Source organism: Fructobacillus papyrifericola (assembly GCF_018437235.1).
Classification (GTDB): Bacteria; Bacillota; Bacilli; order Lactobacillales; family Lactobacillaceae; genus Fructobacillus; species Fructobacillus papyrifericola.
In genome coordinates this window covers 292,434-315,164 of sequence record NZ_JAAMFJ010000001.1, presented here as the reverse complement: position 1 = coordinate 315,164, position 22,731 = coordinate 292,434, and the positions used below count along the sequence as shown (strand labels likewise).

At 51.2% G+C, this 22,731-nt stretch carries 18 protein-coding genes; 4 read left to right on the top strand and 14 right to left on the bottom strand.

Annotated elements, in window-relative coordinates:
* Positions 1-10 precede the first annotated feature (10 nt).
* Both G6R28_RS01405 and G6R28_RS01400 read right to left on the bottom strand, forming a co-directional pair.
* The gene (locus tag G6R28_RS01405) at positions 11-1,099 is read right to left on the bottom strand and encodes an ABC transporter permease (protein WP_213792458.1); all 1,089 of its coding nucleotides are present in this window, start codon (positions 1,097-1,099) and stop codon (positions 11-13) included.
* Complete coding sequence (locus tag G6R28_RS01400; RefSeq protein WP_213792457.1) at positions 1,096-1,806, bottom strand: ABC transporter ATP-binding protein; 711 nt, start codon at positions 1,804-1,806, stop codon at positions 1,096-1,098. The genes G6R28_RS01405 and G6R28_RS01400 overlap by 4 nt, the downstream gene beginning before the upstream one ends.
* Positions 1,807-1,878: 72 nt before the next feature.
* Between G6R28_RS01400 and G6R28_RS01395 the strand changes: the two genes are divergently transcribed.
* From G6R28_RS01395 to G6R28_RS01385, 3 genes are all read left to right on the top strand, one after another.
* Entirely contained in the window at positions 1,879-2,307 is a 429-nt protein-coding gene (locus G6R28_RS01395) for an HIT family protein (RefSeq protein ID WP_213792456.1), read from the top strand.
* The gene (locus G6R28_RS01390; protein WP_213792455.1) at positions 2,307-2,522 is read left to right on the top strand and encodes a hypothetical protein; all 216 of its coding nucleotides are present in this window, start codon (positions 2,307-2,309) and stop codon (positions 2,520-2,522) included. Before G6R28_RS01395 ends, G6R28_RS01390 begins: the two co-directional genes overlap by 1 nt.
* Positions 2,523-2,584: 62 nt before the next feature.
* On the top strand, positions 2,585-3,490 hold the full coding sequence (locus G6R28_RS01385) for a peptidylprolyl isomerase (RefSeq protein WP_213792454.1): 906 nt from the start codon (positions 2,585-2,587) through the stop codon (positions 3,488-3,490).
* 33 nt (positions 3,491-3,523) lie between these two features.
* Here the strand turns inward: G6R28_RS01385 and G6R28_RS01380 are convergent, their stop codons facing one another.
* From G6R28_RS01380 to G6R28_RS01345, 8 genes are all read right to left on the bottom strand, one after another.
* On the bottom strand, positions 3,524-5,929 hold the full coding sequence (locus G6R28_RS01380; protein ID WP_213792453.1) for an AAA family ATPase: 2,406 nt from the start codon (positions 5,927-5,929) through the stop codon (positions 3,524-3,526).
* The gene (locus G6R28_RS01375; RefSeq protein WP_213792452.1) at positions 5,919-7,097 is read right to left on the bottom strand and encodes a metallophosphoesterase family protein; all 1,179 of its coding nucleotides are present in this window, start codon (positions 7,095-7,097) and stop codon (positions 5,919-5,921) included. The genes G6R28_RS01380 and G6R28_RS01375 overlap by 11 nt, the downstream gene beginning before the upstream one ends.
* A gap of 107 nt (positions 7,098-7,204) precedes the next feature.
* Positions 7,205-7,492 (bottom strand): DUF7671 family protein, encoded by a 288-nt coding sequence (locus G6R28_RS01370; protein WP_213792451.1) that lies wholly within the window; start codon positions 7,490-7,492, stop codon positions 7,205-7,207.
* Positions 7,479-10,013, bottom strand: a complete 2,535-nt coding sequence (locus G6R28_RS01365) for a carbamoyl phosphate synthase preATP-grasp domain-containing protein (protein WP_213792450.1) — start codon at positions 10,011-10,013, stop codon at positions 7,479-7,481. Before G6R28_RS01365 ends, G6R28_RS01370 begins: the two co-directional genes overlap by 14 nt.
* Positions 9,994-11,073 (bottom strand): carbamoyl phosphate synthase small subunit, encoded by a 1,080-nt coding sequence (locus tag G6R28_RS01360; protein ID WP_213792449.1) that lies wholly within the window; start codon positions 11,071-11,073, stop codon positions 9,994-9,996. Before G6R28_RS01360 ends, G6R28_RS01365 begins: the two co-directional genes overlap by 20 nt.
* Positions 11,074-11,114: 41 nt before the next feature.
* Entirely contained in the window at positions 11,115-11,642 is a 528-nt protein-coding gene (gene pyrR / locus G6R28_RS01355; protein ID WP_213792448.1) for a bifunctional pyr operon transcriptional regulator/uracil phosphoribosyltransferase PyrR, read from the bottom strand.
* Between the two features lie 23 nt (positions 11,643-11,665).
* Positions 11,666-12,586: an RluA family pseudouridine synthase gene (locus tag G6R28_RS01350; protein WP_213792447.1), complete on the bottom strand. Its 921-nt coding sequence runs from the start codon at positions 12,584-12,586 to the stop codon at positions 11,666-11,668.
* Positions 12,558-12,959, bottom strand: a complete 402-nt coding sequence (locus tag G6R28_RS01345; protein WP_213792446.1) for an EbsA family protein — start codon at positions 12,957-12,959, stop codon at positions 12,558-12,560. Before G6R28_RS01345 ends, G6R28_RS01350 begins: the two co-directional genes overlap by 29 nt.
* A 94-nt stretch (positions 12,960-13,053) precedes the next feature.
* On the opposite strand from G6R28_RS01345, the gene G6R28_RS01340 reads away from it, so the two are divergent.
* Positions 13,054-13,443, top strand: coding sequence for a ribonuclease HI family protein (locus G6R28_RS01340; protein ID WP_213792445.1), 390 nt, complete (start codon positions 13,054-13,056; stop codon positions 13,441-13,443).
* Between the two features lie 40 nt (positions 13,444-13,483).
* On the opposite strand, the gene G6R28_RS01335 is transcribed toward G6R28_RS01340, so the two are convergent.
* The 4 genes from G6R28_RS01335 to G6R28_RS01320 form a co-directional block, all read right to left on the bottom strand.
* Positions 13,484-14,023, bottom strand: coding sequence for a GNAT family N-acetyltransferase (locus G6R28_RS01335; protein ID WP_238479217.1), 540 nt, complete (start codon positions 14,021-14,023; stop codon positions 13,484-13,486).
* A 226-nt stretch (positions 14,024-14,249) separates the two neighbouring features.
* On the bottom strand, positions 14,250-19,568 hold the full coding sequence (locus tag G6R28_RS01330) for a DUF1542 domain-containing protein (RefSeq protein ID WP_213792444.1): 5,319 nt from the start codon (positions 19,566-19,568) through the stop codon (positions 14,250-14,252).
* Between the two features lie 6 nt (positions 19,569-19,574).
* Positions 19,575-22,340: a hypothetical protein gene (locus tag G6R28_RS01325; RefSeq protein WP_213792443.1), complete on the bottom strand. Its 2,766-nt coding sequence runs from the start codon at positions 22,338-22,340 to the stop codon at positions 19,575-19,577.
* Between the two features lie 15 nt (positions 22,341-22,355).
* Complete coding sequence (locus tag G6R28_RS01320; protein ID WP_213792442.1) at positions 22,356-22,559, bottom strand: hypothetical protein; 204 nt, start codon at positions 22,557-22,559, stop codon at positions 22,356-22,358.
* Positions 22,560-22,731 lie beyond the last annotated feature (172 nt).

Here is a 22,731-nt window from a genome sequence, read left to right as displayed (position 1 = left end):
TAGAGGTTTTTTATTTCTTTATTGTAAGAATTTTGACGATTCCCCAACCAATCAAAAAGGCGTAAAGACCAGTTGAAGCTGAGAAAAGCCAAGTGATTTCCAAATCCAGCAAAAGCAACATTGGATAAAGCAAGCGGTTAATGGCCTTATCAAAGTCCTTCTGCCGTTTCTTCTGATCGAAAAAAAGCAAGGGGTTCCAGAGGACGCCCTCGGCCCTTTTAAAGACGGGCAGCAGTTGTCTTTTAGCGAGGTAAGCAAAGCCCGCGACCAAGAGCAGGGGCCAGTACTCGGCCTCTTTTCTTAAAATCGGCAGCAAGACTAGCACCAAGAGCCACTGGCGAAAGACCAGGTTGACGCCTCCCTGATAACGGAGCAGGATTCGGTAGGCCAGCTGCTCCTGGGGATTTCTTTGAAAGGTCATTTTCGAGAGGAACAAGTCCAAGAAAGCCCGCCGCTTGACCGGACTTTGTCGACCAGGAACGGCTGCGAAAAGAGCAAAGAAGCGGTTCCGGCGATCTGCCTGCCGCTCGGCCTGCTTTAAGACCTGCTGCCAATTAACCGTCTTTTGCCCGCTTGGATAAGTCAGGAAAAGGGCCCGTTCTTCTTTTTTCAGCAGGCCGACTTTGACAGCGACTTGGAGTAAAAAGAGTGCAAGGAGAAGCCCTGCTGAAGAACAGCCCGCCTGAATCAAGAAGGGCAGCGCCAGCAAAAAGAAGGCGGCTTGGATGGGCAGTAAGTAGAGGAAGGCCCGGTTCTTAACTTTGACGAAGTAGTTTTCCAAGAAGAACTCGTCTGCCGCATTCAAAAAGACCCGATCGGCTGCTTCCAGATAGCTTTGCAAGTGGCCGAAAGTCAGGCCTAAAAGGACAATGGCTAGGCCGATGAGCGACCAGAGGGACAGGACGGAACCAAAGATGGCCAGGTGCTCGCCTGCATACTGTCGGTACAGCAAGACCGCCCCACCAAAGGCAATGAACAAAAAGATCATGAAGTGATCGTTAAAGAGCAACTTCAAATAGCGCTGATTTTGCCTCTGCTGCTTGAAAAAGCGTTCTTCATAAAGCGTGTCGAATTCAATTGTGGCATCTCGGCCCATCATGAAAACAAGTCATCCAAGTCGTCAACGCCAAGTCCCCGGCTCTTGGCAAGTTCATCACCCGAACCAAAGAAGGCCAAGTGACCGCCTTCCAAGAGGGCAAAGTCGTCCACGTAAGCAAGTGCTTGCTGCAGAAGATGCGTTGTCAACAGAACCGCCGTTCCAGCAGCCGCCTTCTCCTTCATCAACTGAACCAAGTGCTTTTGGGCCAAAACATCCAAGCCCAAGAAGGGTTCGTCGATCACCAGCAGGTCGGTATCGAGTGCAAAGGCTGAAACAAGCATCACCTTCTGCTTCATTCCCTTTGAAAAGTGGATTGGCAACCAATGCCCCTTCTTTTCAAGGCGAAAGAGCGAAAGAAGCTCTTCGACTTTTTGCCAGTGGGCCTCGTCGTCTTGGTCATGGGCGGCCAAGACTAGGTGCAAGTGCTCATCTAAAGTCAGCTCTTCGTACAAAACCGGCTGTTCGGGGATGTAGGCCAGGGCCTTTTTGTAGGCGGCTGGCTGTGCATCGAGCTGCTGCCCGTTGATTGCCAGGCGTCCAGCTAAGGGCTGACGAAGACCAATCACCTGTTTTAGAGTGGTCGACTTGCCCGCCCCGTTTAAGCCAATGAGGGCCACAATCTTTCCATTTGGCACTTCAAAGGTCAGGTTAGAGACCACCGCCTGGCCCGCGTAGCCAGCCGTTAAATTGTCGATTTGTAATCCCATGGTCTTCATTATACCAGGCCCGGTTGACTTTGCTATAATATATAGTAGAAAAAACAAAAAGGAGTGCCGTTCATGAGCGATATTTTTGACAAGATTATTGAAGGTGAGATTCCTTCTTACAAAGTCTACGAGGACGACCACGTTTTGGCCTTTCTAGACATTTCGCAAGTAACCCCCGGCCACACGCTTTTGGTCCCTAAAAAGCACGTCGACAACATCTTTGATTATGACGATGAAACGGCCCGTCAGGTCCTCTTACTCCTACCAAAGTTGGCCCGGGCCATCCGGGCAACCAACCCGAAGATTACCGGTATGAACATTTCGTCTAACAACGGCACTTCAGCTGGCCAAACGGTCATCCACTCCCACTGGCACCTGATTCCCCGTTACGACGATGACAATTTGAGCGAAACCTTGGCACCAACCATTGACCACTCAGCCGATTACGATGCCAAGCGCTACGAAGCAATTGCAGACGAAATCAAGAAAGCGTTACAGTAATGGCCTTTAATAAAGTAAAGAACGGCATTGCCCGTCTAAAAGAAATCAACGCCCTGCAAAAACAGGCAAAGGACCAGGCCGAAGTGTTGAAACGGGCCCTTTCGGAAAACCAAAAGGATCTAGAAGAGGTACAACGGGACGTCAAGCGCTACCAATTTAAGATTCAAGGCCCCTTAGCCCGCATCCAAGAAACCTTGGCCCAGATGAAAAAATAAGCAAAATCCCCTACCTATGATAGAATGGGTAAGATTATCAAGAATCGAAAGGGAAGATACACATGCACCGCAAATTAATTTGGGGCATTATTGCCATTGTTTTCGTTTCCGGCCTGACTTATTTGGCTGTCAACGGATCAAAAACACTCGCCACAACCGATAATGGAAAGATTACGCAGGCCGACTTTTACGACGAAGTTAAACAGTCAGCCGCCGGTCGGACCGTCTTTGCCCAGATGGTCGTTAACAAAGTCTTAGACAAGCAGTACGGAAAACAAGTGACCGACTCGGACGTCGAAACCCAGTACAAGACCATCAAGGCCCAGTACGGTAACGACAAGTTCAAGCAGTACTTGGCCTCCTCTGGCATGTCTGACAAGCAATACAAGCAATCCCTGCGCGATAAGCAGGTCATGCAGGCAGCCGTAAAGGCCAACTACAAGATTTCAGCCGACCAGTTGTCACAGGCCTATGAAAACTACGTGCCGGACACGACCATCTCACTGATTACGGCCAAGAGCGAAGACGACGCCCAGGCCGCCATCGATGCACTCGATTCCGGGACTTCCTGGGACGACGTTTACAACCAATATTCGCAGAGCAATTCGGCAGTCACTGGCACCGGTCAGATGCCTGCCTTTGATTCAACCAACACTTCCGTTGATTCCGAAATTCGCAAGGCCGCCTTTAACCAGGACGACGGCGCCTACTCAAGTGCTCCTGTCAAAGGTTCGAACGGTACTTACTACGTTGTTCGCACGGACAAGATGGCTGACAAGCCTGCCCAGTCAAAGATTGAGCAGAAGCTAAAGGATAAGATCACCAACGACTTTATCAACGACAGCAATAACCAAGACAAGATGAAGCAAATCATCGGGAAGCTCTTGAACAAGGCCAACGTCAACGTCAAGGATTCTGATTTGAAGACCGCCCTTTCCGGTTACTACACCGCTGGCATTTCAAAATAACCTAAAAAAGCCACTCATGTGAGTGGCTTTTTTTTATTGCTTGCTTAACAAAAGCGCCTTTTTACTTTCCAACCGTTCATCAAAAGTCCAGTAGAGGACTTGGTTTTCCGTGGCGATCTCTTGAATGAGGGCCAGTGCGGACTCCCGGCGTTTTTTGTCCAGGTGGACAAAAGCATCGTCAATCAAAAGTGGCAGTGGTTCTTCAACCGTCAAAGTCATGGCCAAAGCCAGCCGAATGGCCAAATAGAGCAGATCTCGGCTACCGGAAGAGAGTTCAGCGGCCTGAAAAGGCACACTGCCAAAGTCCCCTTGTTCCCGTCCGCTCGAGACGATGAGTTTTCCCTTCACCAGTGTGATTTCCTGATAACGACCAGCCGTTAACTGCGCCAAGTAAGCCCCCGCCTGTTTTAAGACAGCCTGGCCCTGATCCCCATCCTTGCCCAAGAAGGCCTTTTTCACCACCTCTTCGGCCAGCGATTCGGCCAGATAGCTGGTAAAGTCTTCCTTCAAATCACTTGCTTGATTTTCCAAGGCCTGTTCGACAGCCGAAAGTCCCCCGTCTTTTTCCAATTGAAGCCGAGCACTTTGGTTATTGGCTAGGGCCTGTTGAAGCCCCTTTTCCTGCCCCGCCTGCTCTTCTACAGCCCGCTTGGCAGCGGCCAATTCAGTTTGCAGAATCTGCTCGGTCGCCTTCCCATGCTTTTCAAAGCGAGCCTGCAAGTTGGCCAGGCGTTTTTCACCAATTTGCCTTCGAATCAACTGGACCCGGTCTCCGTCCTGCTGCTCTTGTTTCTGCTCTTTCAAAGCCTGATAAAAGTCCGCCAAAGTCGCAACCGACTGTTCGGCCAGCAGCCCATAAAGGGCCCTTTGCTGGGCATCCTTTTTCTCTGCTAAGCGACTTTGCAGACGAAGGGCTTCCTGCAAACGCAGACGCTGTTGCTGTTCTTTCTGGCCAGTGTTTTCAGCAAGAAAACGGTGCGTCCACTGCTGAAGAGCGGCCGTCGAAAGATTTTTCAACTGGGCCTCTTGGAGCAGGTTGAAATCGACCAACTGCTCCCTCAGCTTCGCTTCCTTCAAAGCCAAATCCGAGCTGACTTTTTCAAAGTCTTCTTGATTCCGCCAGGCCGCCTGCAGCTTTTCCTGGTCGGCAAGCACGGCGTCCAAATCAAGGGGGTAGAAGCGTTCGAGAATTCGCTTCTGTCGCCGCTTTTTGACTGCCAATCCAGTAAAGGAAAGCAGCGTCAGCAGGACAAAAGCGCCAGAAAAGAGGAGCTGCCCGAAAAAGAAAGCCAAAAGGGCTAACAGGCCAGAGGCCAAAGCAGCAACGGAGAAAGCCTTCGTTGACTTCGTCAGCAGCTCTTTTTCCCGCTTAGAAAGTGGCCTGGGCAAAGCGCCCTCAAATAGTCGACTGGTCAGCGCAACCTGGTTCAGCAGTCGTTGCCCTTCGGCCTGCACGTTCTCAAAATCCGTTAAGGTCTGCTGAACGTTTTGGCTTGTTTCGCCAGTTCCTGCGGGTTGCTGCAGACTCGACTGGAGGGTCTGCAAGTCCTCTTGATTGTGAAGAATCTGTTCCTTTAAGAAACGGCCCTCCTGATCGAGACGACGAATTTGCTCTTCTGCTTCCGGAGAAATCAGCACCTGCTGAGCGCTCAAGCCATCCGATTCTTGTCTCTTTTGGCTTTCGACAAAGAGCGGCCAGCTGTCAATCAAATCCTGCAGCTCGGCTTGCTTTGCCTGCTGATGACTCCTTAACTCATGTAAGCGGTCCAACTGCTTTTCCAGCTTTCTGGCCTCTTCTTGCAAGCGGCGGTAGTCCTGGTACTTGCCTTCCTCCTCTTGCTTTTGCTGCAATAGTTTTTGGTAGGCCCGGCTGGCCAGATTCAGTGGCCGCTTCCCATTCTTTCCACTGGCAAAGGCCTTTTCCGCCAGTTTCTTCTGCTCAGTCGCCCAGTTTAAGAAACGCTGGGCTTGGGGTCTCGTGTAGGCCAGCAGAACCTGGTCAAAGTCGCCAGCCGTCAAGTTGGCCACCTGGCTTAATTCGCCTTCATCGAAGGAGAAAATCTGCCGGTAATCAACCGCCTCCAAGGGTGCAAAGAGGGCCTTTAAAAAGTCCTCGGGATTGGGTAAGTCTAGGCCGTTTGAAAGCGAGGTAACCGTTAGCGTCGATTGAGTTCGGCCCATCCGTTCGATGCGGTAACGGCCCTTTTGACAAGCAATTGTCAGAGAACCACCATAACGAGCCCCCGACCGTGGTTCAAAAAGTTGCTGGTCGCTTTTGCGCCCCTTTGGAAAGCCAAAGAAAACGCCCAGCACAAAGGCCTTTAAGGTGGATTTACCCGACTCGTTTGGCCCGGTCAAGACTTGAAAGTCCTGGTCGACAGTGAAGTGGGCAGATGACCACTTACCAAAGCCAGAAATCTGAATTTCTTCAATTTTCATCACTGCCCTCCCCCTGTTCAAAGAGCTGTCGTAATTTCAAAGTCACGGCCGCCTGTCCTTCTTCTTCACTGAAGTATTCCCGGATGGCCAGCGGTACCTCGTCGGACAATAAGTTCAAAAGGCTTTCGGTCCCCACCGTTTGCTCAATTGCTTCATCAAAGTCAATGGCGGCAAAGGCCGGCTTTGACACGCTGACCTTCTCCTCAACAAAAAAATGAATGGGCCAAAAGTCGGTCGACCCAAGAAAGGCCTGTTGGACTTTTTCCAGCAAATCGCCCTGAGCTGCTGCCAGCCGTAACTCTTCCCCAATGCTCCCTTGAAGGCGCAGGGAAAGCAAGGTCGGCTGCTCAAAGGACGTGCCCTGCAGCTCCTTTAGCAGGTCAAGCAACCCACTGGGATTATCCAGCACTTTTTCTTCAAAGCGAAGCGGTGCCAAATCCAAGAAAGTCGAAAGCAAGCGGCCACCTTCTTCCTTTACCAAGTAAGCCCCCTTGGCTCCGGTCTCCTTGCGATTCAATCCTTGGAGATTGCCCGAGTAGGCAATGGTCGGCTCTTCGTGAAGGACGGCCCGTTGGTGGATGTGCCCAAGGGCCCAGTAATCGTAGCCCTTTTTCAGCATAGCATCCAGTGAAAAGGCTGCGTAGTCGTCCCCTGGCTTTCCCTGCATGCCGTGGTAGAGGCCAATGGCGTAATCCACATTGGCCCCCTTATTTGGAAAGTCCGCCAAGCGGTCCCGTCGTTCGGCCCGGTCGGCATAGGAGAAGCCAACAAAGGCCACCCGCTGACCGTCTTTTGCCTTTAAAACAATCTCTTCCACCTCATGGCCAAAGACGTGAACGTTTTCGGGCCAGGCAAGGGAAGCTTCCGAAAAGGCTTCATAATCGTGGTTACCAAAGGAGAGAACGACCTGAACACCGGCCTTTTGCAGCTTCAAAAAGCCACGCAAGAGAGTGGCCTGGACTTTGGCGGATTGCCCTGCCCCGTTCAAGAGATCACCGGGAAAGAGAACAAAGTCGACCCGCTGGTTCACTGCTGCGTCGATCAGCTTGTCAAAGGCCTGATAGCCGGCCGATTGGACGGCTTCTTGCCAATTATTGGGTAAGTTTCTCGATAGGCCGCTCATGGGATTGCCCAAATGGACATCCCCGGCGTGAATAAACGATAGCATGGCCCCTCCTTCATTTTGCAAACAGATGTTCGTCTCTTTATTATACAAAAAGCCGGCCGACCAATACAAAGGCAAAAGAAAAAACAGCCAAAAAGGCTGTTTGATGGTTATTCTGATTTTTCTTCTGCCAGAGGCAGGACTACCTTTGTAAAGCGGCCCATCGGCTGGTAGTCGTGGCGGTTTTTAAAGGCCAGCGCTTCGACTCGCACGAGCAGCACCTTCTGGTTTTGCTCGGTCAAAAAGACCTGGCCCGGGCCAATCAACTTGCCCTTAGTGTGCTTACCAATCCGCCAGGGGTGGACTTTTTCATTTGGTTCAACAAAAAGCTGACCCGAAGCGTCTTCTTGCAGGGGCTTGCCAAATAAAATCGCTGTTTCGTACTTATCCTTGGCCATCGTCATCCCCCTCTAAGCGGACAATTTTGGCCCCCATTTCAAAGCGGGTGCTATCAATGGGTGAAGCCGGCCGCAAGTGCAGGTCAAAGTCCGTTCGGTCAGAAACCATGGCAAAGTCCGAACCCTTCAAAGCGGGCATGTGGGCCACCAGGGCCTCCAAGTCATCGTTGGTCAAGCCGCCCTGCTTCCAGGAGCGGACCACCAGACGAATCAAGGAAACTTGGAGAATCTTTGATAGGAAGGCGACCTGGCCGTATGGCATTGGGCGCAACCAGGAGTCCACGGCAAAGTCCGGCAAGGTCACTTCCCTGGCCCAATCACTGCGATTTTCTCGCCAAATCAACTGGTAAACACCGGAATAAGGCAGCTTGACACTGCCCAAGTCCGCATCGAAAACGTCTTGGTCAATCAAGCGGATTTCACCGGCCTGGTGCTGGGTCAAAACAAGCGGATAGGCTCGTTCCCCATCGTAAAAGAGGTTCAAAGCAAACTCCGACTCACCTTCCTCAGGGCCGGCCGGCTGGTGCTTTTCCTTTGGCAGGACAATGACTTGTTGGCCAAGGGCCACCAGGGCTTCAATCAACTTCCGTCGGTTACCGGGGACCACGATGCCCTCCGGCTTTTCCTGGTCGACAACGGCCATGACGTCCGACACCTCCAAAGGCTCCAAATACTGCTTATCCGACAAGTGCGGGAGCAAGGAAGCATCTGAGGCATTGTTGTTCATGATGACGGTCTGGTAGCCTAGCTTGCGCAACTCGGACAAGACAACCGAGGTGGCGTAACCAGCCGCCGAGCCATCACCCATTCGAAAGGCTCCTGGTCCAATGACCAAAATTGATCGGTTGGAAACCGGAACCGACTCGTTTTCCTCTTCAAAAGTCGCAAAGAACTGGTGGGCGTTTTCCGGGAACTCCCCAGCCGACGGCTCCAGGGCCTTGTAAGTTGGAATGACGCCAGCCTGCTTGGCCAGCTCCCGAATCGCCTGAAAGTCGCTCTCCCAGAAACGGGCCAACAAACCATCGGACAAGCCGGATGACTTGGCCTCTCTCAGCAATTCCTGGCTAGGCTCCCCATTGGTGATCTGCCCTTCAATCTCCAGCAAGTGCTTCAGCTGGTAGAAGTAGAATTCATCAATCTTGGTCAGTTCGGCTAATTCATCGACTTCATAGCCCCGGCGAAGTGCTTCTAAGAGCAGCAGAACCCGGTTGTCTTGCGGATGAATCAGCTGCTGAATCAATTCGTCGTCGGTCACGTGCTTCATGTACTTGGGCGAGAAGGAGCGGTTGTTAAAGTGAGCCGCTCGGATGGCCTTTTCCATGGCTTCGATAAAAGTCCGACCGAATCCAAGAGCTGACCCAACCGACTTTTGAATGGAGTTCAGCTGGCGCTTAACCTCAATGCCGGCCGCCTTCAAGTCACCGAAGGAAAAGACTGGTAATTTAACGACAATGTGGTCCATGACCGGTTCCATCATAGCCGTCTTCTCGTGATAAGAGGCTGGCAATTCAACGTCTTGAATTAGCCGGCCCGTGGCCAGTTGAGCGGCCACTAGCATGACAGGATAACCGGTTAGCAGGGCCATCCGATTCGACAGGTTGTCCAGGTATGGCGAGACTTTAATAATGTATAACTGGTTGGTTTTTTCGTTTAAGGCCAGCTGCACGTGCACGGGCCCCTGAATACCCAAAATGTCAGCCACCAAGAAGGCCTGTGTCCGCATCTCCTGGAGAACTTGATCGGAAATGGTCAAAACCGGCGCTACGGAAAGCGAATCGGCCGTGTGGATGCCAATTGGATCCATATCTTCAGAGGCACCCACTTGCATGGTGTTACCCGCCGCGTCTCGTAAGACCAGCAAAGAAACTTCCTTCAAACCGTTGATAGCCTTTGAAATCACCGCCTCTTTCGTCAGTGACTGCTCCAAGACTTCGTCGACCGCACTCTCAAAGTCGTCTAAGCGACGCACAATGCGCCGGGTCGTGCCCTGGGCAGGGTTATGCGCCCGAACCAACAGTGGCAGTTCCAAATCGCGCAACAATTCGTTGGCTTCGGCCTGGCTGCGGACAATCGTTGCCTTAGGCATGGCCAAGCCGGCCGATTCCAAACGTTCAAAGAGGGCCGCCGAATTGTTCAACAAGGACACCGTCGAATCTGGCATGCCAAGGCCAACCGGCCGTGGGCCATCTTCTTCTCGCCATTCGGCGATGATTTGCTGCCAAAGGCGAATGCCGCGGATTCCGGCGAAGCCCGGAAAAACCGCGTCAATCTGCTTTTCTTTAATGATGGCCTTGATGTTTTGAACGGTCAACGTTGCCACAATGGTTTCGGCATCAGCGGATTCCAAGGCCAGCGAATAGGGATTGTCATCAACTAAGAAAAGGGCGTATCCCTGAGCCTTTAGGATAGGTAAAACCTGGTAGACGGCCGCATCGTTTTCACCCTGCAAGCCAAAGTCCGTTTCGCCAGATCCCAAAAAGAGAATGCGCTTTAAGTTTTCATCAGTTGTTCTTTTGTACATAGTCGATTACCGTTTCGAAAAAGTCCGCAAAAACGCGCTTTGCTTCAAGTGGGCCCGGTGCCCCATCGGGGAAAAACTGGACGGAAAAGGCAGGATAGTCCCGGTGACGCAGGCCTTGAATCGATTGGTCGACCAAGTCCCGGTGGGTCACGAAGAGCTTTTTCGTATCCAGTTGTTCTGGATCCACCACGTAGCCCCGGCCCTGTCTTGCATAGAGAATTTCTTGCGAAATGATTTCTTGAATGGGATGGTTCATCCCGTGGTATTCAGCGGGTAAGACGGCTAAGGCCGAGTTATTTGCCAGAGCAAAAAGCTCGTGGCCAAGGCCGATTCCTAAAAGCGGTACCTTCGATTGCAGAACGCGAATCAAAGTCAACACGCTTTCAGGCAAGTCCTCGGGGTTGCCGGGACCAGTTGAGAAAATCACCCCATCGGGATCCAGGGTCAAGACTTCGTCAACCGAAGTGGTGTATGGCAGGACCGTGACGTTGGCATCGTAATCCCCCAGCACCCGTAGAATCCCGTTCTTCAAGCCAAAGTCAATGACGACAATGTGAAAGCCGCGGCCCGGGTTAGCGTAAGCCTTATTGGTAGCAGTATTTTGCACCTGCTTATTGGTCAAGACCGTGGCCTGAAGCTGGTCTCTAGCATGGTCATCGACCACATCGACAATCGTTGCCTTCTGCGAACCGGTCTCGCGAAGGTGACGGATCAGCTTACGGGTATCAACCTGGTAAAGGCCGGGGACGTTATGCTGACGCAAAAAGCGGTCCAAGTTCATCCGCCGTTGTCGGTTGGTTGAAACCTCGGCCAAGTCGTGGACAATCATCCCCCGAATCTTTGGCTGGATGGACTCGTAGGCTTCCGCGTGAATCCCATCGGCGCCAACGACCGGCATGGCAAAGACAATCATCTGCCCGTCATAAATTGGGTTGGTGATGGTCTCCTGGTAGCCAGAAGTTGCTGTATCAAAAATGATTTCGCCAAAAGTCGTGGCTGGTGCGCCAAACCCCTGGCCTGAAAAGACGGTCCCGTCTTCTAAAATCAAGTGCCGTTCCATCGGGCTCCCCTCTATCAAACAAGGTCAGTGAACAGGTCAGCTTAGTGGACGATTTCCACTTCGTCAACCTCGTCAATTTCCTTGACTTTAACCTGAATCTTTTCGTTTTGGGCCGTTGGGATATTCTTTCCCACAAAGTCGGCCCGAATTGGCAATTCACGGTGACCACGATCAATCAGAACGGCCAGTGAAATCGTCTTTGGACGACCAATTTGAATCAGGGCATCCAAGGCCGCACGAGTCGTGCGACCCGTGAACAAGACATCGTCGACCAGCACAATGTTCTTATCAATAATGTTGACCTGGTCTTCTTCATCCAAGCCAAGCTTGCTGTGCTTGTTCAAACGGTCGTCGCGGTAGTCCGAAATGTCGATGGCCATGACCGGAATCTGAACGCCTTCCAGCTGTTCCAAACGGTCGGCAATCCGGTGGGCCAGGTATTCGCCACGGGTTTTCACCCCAACCAAAATCAGGTTTTGGCCACCCTTATTGTGTTCCAAAATTTCATAAGTAATTCGCGTTAAGGCTCGTTGCATGGAGGCTTGATCTAAAACAATTTTATTTGCCATGGTTCTTCCTTTCACTTCCTTGCTTACTGCTTTTGTTCTGTTCGTAACGCCGTTAAGACCTGTTCAAAAGTCTTTGGCAAATCCGAATCAAAGGTCATCGTTTCCTTTGTTGTCGGATGAGTTAACACCAGGGTCTTAGCGTGTAAAAGCTGTCCCTTTAAGGTCATGCCAGCAATCTTTTGCTGGTGGCCATAAGTTGGATCCCCGACGACTGAGTGACCGATGTATTGCATGTGGACACGGATCTGGTGGGTCCGACCGGTTTCTAAGGCCAGACGCAGGAGAGTAAAGCCGTCGAAGCGTTCGAGGACTTTAAAGTGGGTCACGGCATCGCGACCACCCGGCACAACGGCCTGTTTCTTGCGATCTTTTGGATGGCGACCAATCGGTGCGTCGACCGTCCCCTCGTCCTCTGTAAAGTTTCCCTTCACCAAGGCATAGTAGTAGCGCTCGGTCTTGTGGGCCTTCAGTTCTTCGGCCAGGGCTTGGTGGGCCTGGTCGTTTTTAGCAACCATCAAGAGCCCAGAGGTATCCCGGTCAATCCGGTGGACGATTCCCGGACGGAATTCCCCGTTAATGCTTGAAAGTGGTGCGTGGTATAAAAGAGCGTTCACCAAAGTCCCGGTCGCGTGTCCTGCCGCCGGGTGAACAACCATGCCCTGGGGCTTGTTGACGACGATTAAATCATCATCTTCATAGACAATGTCTAACGGGATATTTTCGGCCTCAAGACTCGTTTCCTTGGTCTCGGGAACCGTGATGCTGACTTGGTCACCGGCTTTGGCCTTGTAGGAACTCTTGACCGGTGCATCGTTAACGAGCACCTGTCCGTCCTTAATCCAACTGGCCAAAGTCGACCGGGACTGTTCCAGTCCGGCCATTACTAGGGCGGCATCGAGGCGCTTGCCGCCCTCTTTAATTGTGATCTTCATGGTTTTGCCCATTGCTGTTTTCCTTTAACGTTTGGATGGCTTTTTTACTGAGAAAGAGATAGATTACTTGCTGGTTTTCGTCCTGAATCCTGACGCTGTGCTGGCCAAAAGCCAGCTTGGCAGATGATCGGCGAAGATCAATCTGAACGTTTTTCAAGAAGAGCCGGTGTAAGGTGAAAGTCCCGTCTTGGATCATGACAAAGCGGCTGAAAAAGAGCAGGACGTACAAAGCCACAATGACCAAAGTATAGGCCAGCCAGTAGCCATTCACATTGTAGAAAAGCTCCGATGCCCAAATGGGACTAATGAAAAGCAGGCAAAGTAAGAGGAGTTCACCCATCTTCGCCCAATCCGATATTGGTTGATAATAGAACTTGGCTTTCATCAAAAACACCCTTTCAGCAGAATTTACTCTTCTTATTTTACCATTTTCCGACTGCTTCTGTTATGGTTAGACTGGTAAATAACAGGAGAAAAGCATGATTCAAATCCAAACGGACGCCGCCTTTCGTCAGGATACGAAAGAAGCGGCCGCAGGCATCGTCTTTGTCAAAGATAAAATCCAGCAGGCACTAAAGGGGCCGCTACCCCCCTGCCAAGATAACCACCAGGCTGAATTCTTAGCCTTAATCTGGGGGCTAAAACAAGTTCAAGAAGAACTCAAAGACGGCTCACTAATCGAAATTCAATCCGATTCCAAGCTACTCGTCTCCTCTTTGCAAAAGCGCTATGCCAAGCATTATCAAGAAGAGGTCGACGCCATTTTGGATCTGCTACCCAATCCGGAACTCACCTTTTTCGTTTGGGTCAGAGATGGTCAGAACAAGGGTCCCCATCAGCTTGCCTGGCAAAGATTAAACCAACAATAGAAAAAGCTCTCTCGGTCATGTGACCAAGGGAGCTTTTTTATTAATCTTCGTCTTCAATCAAGAGTTGGTATGCCCAACGTGCAGTTGAAATGTGTGGGGCTTCTTCCATGTGAACCGTTCCACGCTGTTCAAAGCCGTTGTTAGCAATGACTTTTTGCATTGGAAGGTTGCCAGGGTGTGTATCAATTCGGAAATCACGGGCGCCCTGTGCGTAGAAATATGAAATCAATGCCGTAATGAAACGGGGAGTCAATCGCTGACCACGGAACTTATCCGACATGGCCACCCGGTGAAGGGAGGCGTAATCGTGGCCTTCCTTCAACCAAGAGCCGTCTTCCAAAGCCGTGTAAAGTGGGTCTTCCCCTTCAAAGGCAGCGGCGTAACCGGCAACCTGATCACCGACCATCAAAACAAAGGCCTGGTGCTTGTCCAAGTCCTCTTGAACCGTGTTGGCGTTTGGGTAGTCACCCTGCCACTGGTCCAGTCCCTGTTCCTTCAAAAAACCTTTGGCTGTTTGTAAAATCTCGACAATTTCATCAATGTCGCGAGCCTTCGCGCGGCGCATGTATACTGCTGGCATAATTCTTCTTTGCACGCTTCAAATAAAACGTGCGGCTCCTTTCTTCTCAATCATCAAAGTGCAATTATAGCACTAGAAATTCGAATCTTCCACCAGAAATTAAAAGAACTTGTGAAAGAGAAAAAGGCTCCCTCCAGCAAGGGTGAAAAAGCCGCCAAAAAGAAAAGCCCACCCCCTTTTATTCAGGGTTGGACCTCGCTTTATTAAAAGCCTTTCTTTAATCAAATCATTCCTTTGAGCGACCCGATTTCACAAAGGCCAAAGTCGATAGGAAGGTCATGCCAAGGAGGGCAAAGGCCCCGCTCCGCTTTTGCTCATGAACCTTGGCCGTTTCCGGCATGGTAGCTGCTGAAGCGTTTGGCTTGATATCAACCGACTTGCCTTCTTGCTCCTCAGCTGCAAGCATTGGCGAGACTTTGGCGGCGGAATCAGCCGGCACATCTTCTGGAAGTGCCGACGCATCTTCAGAAAGCGGCTGATCACCCGCTTCTCTTGCCGGCTTTCCATTGGTTCCACTGTCTTCTTCACGGCTTGCACTTTCTTCCTGACTAGCCACTGCAGCATCAGCATCGCCAGAGACTGTGTTAGTCGCTTTCGACGAGTCAGCCCCCTGCCCCGTTTCTCCAAGGACAGTCGTGGATTCGTCATCCGCTTCGTCACGGTCAGTAACCGCGTTTGCATCTGGCTGACTGTTTGAATAGTCGAAGCTATAGTTGTCTGCCTGCAGTTCCGGATCCTTGACGGTTTCGATCAGAGCCAAAACAATGTTCTTAGTCCGGGCAAGTTCACCCAGTGTCTTGGCCTGGTCAAGCGTTGGCTCATAGGTGCTTAACAACTGGTTCACCTTGTTTTGCTGGGCAGTCAGACTGTCTGGATCAACATCGTCAATGGCCACCATATCGGCATTGCGCTTCTTGGCAGCTGCTTCGACTTCCTTCTTGGCAGCGGCCAGGTCAGCGGTCGTTACAGGACGGTAATCACGGTCTAACACAGGGCTTTCGACTTGGTGAATCTTGTCTTGCCCTTCTAACAAAGTCGTGTCCAGATTCATCACGGTTTGAACTTCTTGAAGTTGCTTACCGTAGTCTTCTTCAACCTGGTCGACTTTCGCCTTTTGAGTTTTCAGTGACTCCGGCTGAACGCCAACCATTTCGTCAAAGTTACGCTTCTTTTCATCGGCACTGGCCGCCAAACGGTCGAGGGCCTGTTGACGGTCTTCAGCAGTCGGCAGCTGGTAGGCCCGAAGCAAATCTGGTTCATCCACGGCCTTGATTTCTTCTTGTCCAGTCAAAACGGCTGGTAACAATTCACCCTGACGGCGCAAGGCTAAGATGCTGTTCTTGCTGTGTGCGAGGGCACGGTCGAGCTGCCCCTCCTGCTTGTTTAAGGAGAGCGGTGAAACGCCAAGGAGTCCTGCAAAGCTTTCCTTTCGCTGGTCAACCAAGCCCGTCAAACCGGTAATGGCCCGGTTCTTTGCTTGACTTGTCAGCGGCCGGTAATCGGCTTCTAAGCCGGGTTCTGCCACCTGGTTAAGGCTAGCCAAACCATCGGCCAAGGCCTCGTGCAAGGCTTGCTTCGTCTGACTTTCAGAAATGGCATCCTTTGCTTTGTCAAATTCAGTTTGTAGCATCTGCTTTGCAATAACCAACTCAACTGGATCGACATGGGCAATGCCCTCAAAGGCCTTTGTCCGCTGATCAAATGCTTCCTGTAAGCTTTGGTTGGCGTTAGCCCGTTCCTGCTGACTCGGTGTCTGGTCTTCAGGCAAAACCGCTGGTAAGGCAATCGCCTTGACCGCCCGAATCGCATCCTGGAAGGCCCGTCCTAATTCACCACGGGTCTTCATCCGGTCAAAGAGTCTTGTCCGTTCGGCCACGAGGGCATCGACCGCTGCTTCTTGCTTAACCAAGCTCTTTGGATCGACCCGTTTAACGGCCTTAAAGGCCAGCTTTCGCTTCAGTCCTTCCTGCTCCAAAGTCGCCTTGGTCTGGCGTAAGTCTTGATCCGTTGGCGCACGGAAATCAAGTTCTAAGCTTGGTTCAGCCACTTGATCAATGGCAAAGACACCGCTCTCATAGGCCCGATTCAGTTCACCACCCGTTTCAGCGATACGAACTTCCCGCAGCGCGTTTTCCAAGACCCTTTCAACTTCTTGCTTCTGCTGAGCCAAACTGCTGACCATGACGTGGGCAATTTGTTCAAAGGCAACTTCTTTTGAAAGCGCCCGGTTCCTCAGTAGCTGCTGATAAAGCTTACGCTGCTTTTCATCAGCCGGTGCATAGCGTGCATCAACAGTCGGATCGGCAACCAAACTAATCTGATCAACCGCCTTGCTGACCACAGCATCCAAGTCGCCCTTTGTCTGACTGGCCGCAATGTCCTGAACGGCTTTGTCCACAATGCCGTGCACCGTTTGCTTGGCCTGCTCTAGGGAATCGCGATCAACATAGGCGATGCCCTCAAAGGCCTTTACCTTGGCTTCACCTACGGCTTTGACAACTTGAACGGCTTGTTCACGGTTCTCGTCCGTTGCCGCTTGGAAGGCCCGTTGAATCTGTGGCGTCTTGACCCCATTAATGGCAGCCAATCCCTGACTCAAAGCCTGATCAACGGCACCGCGAGTCGCTGCGTCCTGAATGGCGGAAACAGCCGTGCTTTCAGCACTAGCAAGGGCTTGTTTGGCCACTTTCAGGCTAACGGCATCAACATGGTCGATTCCTTCGAAGCGCTTCGTTTTCCGGTCAACGGCTTGGTAAATCAGGGCAATGGCCCGGTTCTTTTCAGCCTGACTCGCCCGTTGGTAAGGGGCTTCCAAACTTGGTTGGCTGACCTGGTTGACCTTTGCAAGGGCCTTCTGTAAGGCACTCGCCACATCCCCCTTGGTAACTGCATGGTCAATGGCTTGCTCGCCATCCCTTGCGGCCTGATTAAGCAGTCCCTTCTGCACTGCTAAACTATCGGAAGAAACGTGCTCGATCGCTTCAAAGGCCGTCTTTTTGTTTGTGACCGCCACTTGCAACTTATGCTTGGCCTGTTCCTTATCAGCAGTCGTTGCCGTCTGATTTTCTTCAATAACGGCCGGTGCTTGGACTTTATCGATAGCGGACAATGTATCGCGGAAAGCCTTTTCCAACTCCCCCAGATTACCGGCAGCCGCCACCGCTTTCTTACCATCCAAAACAGCTTGGTCAACGGCATCCGCCTGTTTCTTAGCGGATGCTTCATCCACGCCGTCAGTGCTTGCAAAGCCGTCCTTCTTGACTTTGGCGGCATCATCGATTCCCTGGTTCGCCGCATCCTTTGAATCCGGATCGGCCGGTTGGTAAACGAAATCAATGGCTGGATCGGCTACGGCTGCAATGGCCTTCAGGCCACGGTCCAAGGCAGTGGCCAGCTCACTATGAATCGTCGCTTTGGATACTTCCTGCTTTGCTTGGTCGGCTGCCTGAGCAAGAATTTGCTTCTGTTCAGCCAAACTATCTTGGACAACGTGGGCAATCTTGTCAAAGTCTTGCTGCTTATGCACCAAAGCCCGGTCCAAGAGGTCCAAAGCCGCCTGACGCTCATCATCAGAAACTGGCAAATAATCGGCTTGAACAACTGGATCGGCGATGGCATCAATGGCGGCCAGGCCGTTCTCAACTGCCTGCTTCACATTCCCGCGTGTCTTTGCTTGATCAACCCCAGCCACTGCTTCTTGCAAGACCTTTTGCAAAAGGCTAACCTGCTGCTTCAAATCGTCCTCATCAACATGGGCAATTCCCTTAAAGCGTTCTTCTTGCGCCTTCGCTTCGGAAACCAGAGCCTGCTTCGCCATGTCCTTCATTAACTCCGAAGCCAGTTGATAGTTGGCTTCCAGTACTGGTTCTGCAACCCGCCCCAGCTCGGCCAAAGTATCGGCCACGCTTCGGTCAACAGCACCATTTGAATCAGCCTCATCAACGGCCTTGTTTCCCTTTTCTTGGATTGTTGTCAGCTCGTCTTCCTGCTTCTTTAGGCTGTCGGCATCGACATGGTCAACGCTTTCAAAGGCCCGCTTCTTTTCAGCAACGGCCGCTTCAATCGTCTGCTTGGCTTCTGCTTTCTTTTTGTCATTAGCCGGTTGATAGCTTTCTTCTTGACTCGGTGCCGCCACGTTTTGAATGGCGTCCAAGCCGTTCTGGAGGGCTGTTTGCAAGTCGCCTTCCAGCTTAGCCTGGTCAATTTGTTGACCGTAATCGGATAACAAGTCATCGACCAGGCCCTTTTGTGTTGCAAGCGAGTTGGCGTCAACGTGCTCGACGCCAGCCATGGCGACTTTCTTATCTGCCGCTGCCTGGTTCAAAGTCGTGTGGGCATCGGCCTTTGCTTCTTCGCTAACCGGACGATAGGCCTTTTCTAACTTCGGTGCCGCCACTTGGTCAATGGCTGCTAAGGCGTCTGCCAAAGTCTTGGCCAAGTCATCCTTGGTCTTTGCCTGATTAATAGCATCGATGGCCTTTTGAACGGCCCGTTCAATGGCCTTCTTTTGCTGCTTGGAGGATTCGGCGTCGACGTGGGCAGTCTGGTCAAAATCTTGTTGCTTCTTAGCTGCAGCAGCCTGAACCTTCTTAACCGCCTTGTCACGATCTTCGTCCGTCGCGCTTTGCTTTCCCTCAATCACGGCAGGTACCGGTACCTGGTCAATCTTATTCAAGGCATCGCGGAAGACCTTCTCCAAGTCTGCCGCCGTTTTGGCCTGGTTAACCGCATCCAAGGCATCCTTCAAAATGCCATCGAGACTGGCCTTGGCCTGGTTCAAACCATCTTCATCAACGCCGTCGATTTGACTAAAGCCATCCTTCTTCTCAGAAACAGCTTCCTGGAAAGTCTTTTTAGCCGCTTCTTGATCAGCTACGGCCGGCTTTCGGTAAGCTGCCTCCCGAACGGGATCGGCAAGACTATCGATGTCGGAAAGCCCCTTGGTCAAGGCATCCCGTAAGACCGCCATGTTAACGGCTTCGTCGATGGACTTGGCGGCAGCCGTCACAATCTCTTGCAGGAGCGTGCTCTGCTCTGTCAAAGACTCTTGATCAACATGGGCGACTTTGTTCATCGAAGCCTGCTTGTTCTTTGCAGCCGCATCGATGGCGTCGCGGGCGTTTTGACGGGAAATGGCATCAACGGCCTGGTAGGCCAATTCGAGTTCCGGCTCGGTAACCGTGTCCAGCATGGCTAAGCCGTGCTTCAGGGCTGCCTTCACCTCGCCCTTGGTCTTGACCTGGTCAATTTCCTGCTTTGCATCGGCCAGCATTTCAGCCAAAGTCGTTAACTGCTGTTTCAAGGAATCGGCATCAACGTGTTCAATGGCGGAAAAGGCCTTTGTCTTTTGATCGGCAGAATCTTGCAGAGCAGCCTTGGCCGTATCACGGTCCAGCTTTGTCGCATCTTCATAGCCTTCTTGACGGATTGGTTCGGCAACGTGATCAATGGCCGTAAGACCCTTTTCCTTTGCTGCATCAATTTCTTCCATCGTCTTAGCCGTTCGAATCCGTCGCTCGTAAAGTTCCACGTTCGATTGAACCAAGCTCGACTATCGCTTCAGGCTTACTGGATCGACAAAGGCAATCTTTTCAAAGACCTGCTTCCGTTCGTCGGCACTTTCAGTCAATTCAGCAACGGCTTTGTCACGAATGGCAGTTGGAATGTAGATGTTGTTAATCTCGCGAATTCCAGCCGCTGTTTCTCGTTCAATTTCGGTTAAGATTTCCGACAGGGAACGGCCGGTTGAACGCTTCAGACGGCCACTCTGTTCATCAACTTGGACAAGCTTGGCCAATTTGGAGACAACGTTTTCCTTCACTACCTGTACCTGCTCATGCAGGCTAGCCAATTTCGACTTAGCCAGTTCACTGGCGTCAGAAATGTTAATTTTCTCATTAAAGGCGGCCTTCACCACGGCCACCTGCCCCAACTGACGGGCCGATTGCTGAATGGCGGTATCCAAGTCATGGTGACGGACGGCCTCTTCTTGAATCTTGACTAATTCCTTAATGGCAACGTCGGCAGCAATGGCGCATTCTTCCTTGGTTTTAGCCAATTCGATGGCCTGGTTGGCAACCACTAAACGCTCATGTAAGAGGTGGGTCACGTTTGCCACGTGGTAGTCAGCCAGCTTAGGAGTCAAATTTTCGACGGTCTTTTGGATAAAGCGGGCCTGTTTAGCCACTTGTCCATAGGCCTGGATTCGGTTGTTGACCTGCTCATGGTTGACCGCCCCGGACTTTTGCGTCACCGAAACCTTGGTTGGTCGCAGCGCAATCCGCTTGCCATTAGCTAATTCCATATCACCGCTGTAGTAAACGGTAAAGGCCCGGTCATAAATGGCAAAGTCGCTCTCCTTAGTAAAACGCCCTTCTGGATCAAGGGACTTGACCAGATGCACATTTTTGACCTTATCTGTTGGATGAACACCCTGGCCATCCAGCAGCACCTTGCCGTCAAAGTAATCAATCACGCGGTCAAAGCGGTCTCGTTCCTGATAGAAGGATTCACCGGCTGAAAAGACCAGTTCTCGGTGATCTAAATCACGTCCTGGAAGCACCCGGTCAACGCCCTTGACTTCCTCAAATTCGGCAACGGATGAAGCAATGGCCTTTTGATTATAGTCACCCATTTGATCAAAGGGTGAAATGTAAGCCCGCCAGGTGGTAATACTGTCAGTGACCATCTGATTATCATGAATCTTGTTGCGATCAACGGCTAAATCACGGCCGAGGTCCCCATGATCATAGTACTGACTTTCTTTCGACAGCATGGCGTTGGCATCGATTGAATTCCACGCTAATTGCAATTGGCCACCCGGCTGTGGTGGCAGCTGACCACGGGTCAAAATCTTAAAGGGACTGTTGTCGGCAAAGCCGGCCAAGACTTTCGAGTCAGCTGCACTGCCATATAGCTTCTTCATCTCTTTTGAAGACAGGTTACCCGGGTATTGATCGATGTCAAAGTTCAGATAACCATAGGCGCCACCAACGATGTTACCGCCCCAGGATAAGGCGTTCATAAAGAACTTTGTCAGCAGAATTTTAGCCTGGAGATAAAGGGAATCAAAGTCCTTCAGCTCCGCCCCACGAACGAGGAAGTAAATCCCCTTCGGATCCTCTTGAACATTGGTCTTAATGTCCTTTGGATAAAGAGTGATTGGGTAGAAGGGACTGTCGACGCCACGGACTTTCAAATCGGTTCCATACTTCTCGTTGACCTGGTCAATCACCGAACCGAGCAGGTAATCAACAATCGAGCCGGCGTAACCAGAAATTGGCACACCAAGCGATGAGGAGACCAGGGTCCGAACACCTGGAATTCGGTTCAGAATTTCATCGATGCTCAGGTTCACGTTAAAGTCCATCTGCGCCCCAAACTTCGTCTTGTTCAGGTTCAAGGTCTTCACGAAGGTGTCCGGATCCGTTCCGTCCGGTACTTCCATACGCAAATAAATTCCGTATTGGCCGTCGTTATAGTTGTTATTCAACTCGTTATCAATCAAGCCAAAGGTAAAGAGGTTGGTAATGGCTTGCAAGGTCCGGTTCAACTGGCCAAAGTAATAAGTCGGGCTCAAGAGCGAACCGTTACTCGATTGGATGACGGCGTAAAATGGGAAGCCACCCGAAAAGGCCAGGGCCTTGTTTTCAGGCATGTAATTGGTCTTCGTTCCCTTATAAGGAGTGCCCAACAAGGAGAAAAGATGGTCGGCCACTGAACGGACAAAGCTCTTGTCGGTGACTAAGCGCATGTAGGAAACGTTGGAATAATCGTTTCGTTGGCTACCATAACCAAACCAGGCGTAATCTGGCACACCAAAAGTCATCACCCCTGGCTTATCCACGTGTTCATGGTTGACGTCCAAAGTTCCCTCACCAGGATGGGCAAAGTTGGGCAAGAAGTTTCCCAAAGCCGTAACTAATTCTTCGTAAGTACTCGTTTTGGTTGCCTGATACAAAGGCGTCAGTGGATCGTTATTCGGATTCGAAGAAGTCGTTTGGGCCTGGCCCGAAGCCTGCTTAATCTTGTCTTCCACCATGGTCATGATGGACCGGGCAACGTCCTGCAGATCCCGCTTATTCCGCTCACTCACAATCAGGTCAGAAGCTGGTAAGACTTCTTGGTCCTGCTGATGGGACTGACCAAGTGCCACTCCAACGGCATCGCCAGTTGCTTCTTCCGTCTTTTCTTTCGGTTGGTCTTCTGTTCTTACTACTGACAGAGCTTTGTTCGAATCGCTGACCTTTTGATCGGCCTGATTCGATTGGTCTTCCTTCTGTTCATTAGAAACAGCAGCTGACGCCTGTTCTTCCAAATTTTTTCCAACTTCTTACCTTTTCTTTTCGGTCGGATTAGTTGGTGAGAACTGGCCGGCACTCTCCTTTGACGGTTGTTCCATGGTTTGCTCGTCGGCTGAAACCCGGTGCTGGTTCTTCAGCACGTCCGAAAGGCCGGCCGAAAGCAAGACCGTGGAGGCCAATAACCAAGTCTTCTTATCTGGTACGAGTGAAAACAAAGTCTTTTTCGTCATCATATGTCTTTATCCTTTTCTTTTTCTTTCAAAATCTTGCTTACAGTATATAGCATTAAATTTTAAAAACAAAACAAGAATTTTTAATTTTTGATAATTAAAAGGACTGATTGGTCTACAATGTATAATAAATAACTTGATATTTAAAAACTAATTGACCGGCCGTTTTTCAAAT